We start from the raw sequence: 1,844 nt of genomic DNA, 5'->3' as shown, positions 1-1,844 counted from the left end.
ACCCCTCAACTGTGCTCGGAATGACGGGACTTGGGCACGAGACAGATCAGGCTCTCGTCCGTTCCGACGACCAGGGCGCCCGCTCCCGTGACGGCGACCGCACGGATCGGGGGACCCGGACGGAAGGACAACTTCGGTCCGCCTTCCGGGCGGTGGAGTTCGACGAGGCCGTCGGCCCAGGCCGCGGCGACCAGCGGGCCGTGCGGGGTCTCCGCCGCGTGCAGGGAGACGACCGGGGACGGGCGCTCGGCGAGCGGGTCCGGGCGCGGGTCGCGGCCCGGGGTCCAGAGCCGTACCGTGCCGTCCGCGCCGCCGGAGCAGACGAACGGGGTCTCGGAGTCGACCGCCGCCACCGCCGTGACCCGGCCGCTGTGCGAGGCCGCCTGGTGCAGGCCGGTCAGACCGAAGGCGTGCACGGAACCGAGCCGGTCCCCCACCACCACGGAACCCGCTATGGCCGCGAGGGCCGTGCCCGGGTGCCTGGCCAGGGTCGCCGACACGGCCTCGGTGAGGCGCTCCAGGTACGGGGCCCGGGGCGCGGTGCCCCGCACGGTGTGCAGCCTGCCGCGGTCGTCGAGGAGCAGCACCGTGCCGTCGGGCGCGGGCGCGAGCGCGGTGACCCGGCCGGGGACGGTGTGCGCCAGGCGTCCGGCCGGGCCTGCGTCCGCCTCGTGGAGCAGCCGTACGGCTCCGGTGCGGTCGCCGACGAGCAGCGTCCCCTCCAGCGGACCGCCGGCCGCGCCGAGCACGGTGACCGGACCGGGCCAGGGCGGCGTCAGGTCGCCCCGGTGGCGGGCCCACCTGAGCCGCCAGGGCGCGCCCTCCGCGAGCTCCCGGAGCGCGGGGCGCAGCCGGGGGTCGGCTCCGTCGCCGAGTGCGGCGAGCAGCACCGACGCGCGTTCCGCCGGGGGCTGTTCGCGGCAGAGCGACTGCCCGGCGCGCATCCACGCGGCGCGCAGCCCGCCGTGGTCGTCCGCGGTGCCCTCGCCGGGCCGGGCGGGGGCCTCGGGGCCGTCGAGGGTGCCGGGCACGCCGGCCGGCGCGGCGCCGGTGACGTACGCGGTGGTGACGAGCAGCGGGTCGGCCCGGCAGACGGCCACGGGGTCGGAGAGGTCGGGCAGCGGCCGGGGCGCGGGCACCGCGGGGAGGACCTCGCCGGGTCCGGGGTCGCCGTCCAGGTCCACGAGCGTGACCCGGCGTTCGGCGCGGAGCACGCCCGGGGCGGGGCTGCCGCTCCTGGCCTCGACCACCAGCCGGATCCTGCCCACGCCCGCGAGCTCTCCGATCAGCCGGGTGAGCTCGGTCGGCTCGGCCGCCGCGTGCAGGTCCGTCAGGACCAGGACGGCCCGTCCGGCGGGCCTCGCCTCACTGGTGGCGAGCGCGTGCACGAGGTCGCCGGGCGACCGCGCCACGACGCCGAGCCGGTCGGCGATCGTCCAGGTGGCGCCGAGCGCGCTCTGCCCGGCCAGCGGCACGAGGACCCGGCCGGTCCGTCGTCGCGTCCGACCGGCCCGGGGGCCGTACGCGGCGAACCAGCCGAGCAGGGCCGTCTTCCCCGCGCCCGCCGCGCCGGTGACCACGCACAGCCGCGGCGCCTCCGGGTCGGTCAGCCAGCCGAGCAGGGCCGCGGCCTCGGCTTCCGTACCGGTGACGGGTCGGCGTCCGTCCCATGCCGAGGACGGGGTCACGGACGTCATGGAGCACCTCACGGGCAAGACGGTGCGGGCGGCTGACGCCTCCGACTCTAGTCGCCCCGGGGTCCGGGAGTGCCTGGTCGATCGAGCCGGGTCCGGGCGATGCCGGACGGGCCCGGTGGCTCGCCGCCCGGGCCGGGCTCACGGCCC

General features: G+C 78.6%; 1 protein-coding gene. It reads right to left on the bottom strand.

What is annotated here, in order from left to right; all coding sequences use genetic code 11:
* Positions 1-5: 5 nt before the first annotated feature.
* Entirely contained in the window at positions 6-1,697 is a 1,692-nt protein-coding gene (locus ACFCY7_RS40430; RefSeq protein WP_376491075.1) for a WD40 repeat domain-containing protein, read from the bottom strand.
* Positions 1,698-1,844: the final 147 nt, after the last annotated feature.

This window comes from Streptomyces sp. NPDC056361, from assembly GCF_042262805.1.
Taxonomy (GTDB): domain Bacteria; phylum Actinomycetota; class Actinomycetes; order Streptomycetales; family Streptomycetaceae; genus Streptomyces.
The sequence above is the reverse complement of the archived record's forward strand: the minus strand, read 5'-3'. Positions and strand labels throughout refer to the sequence as shown.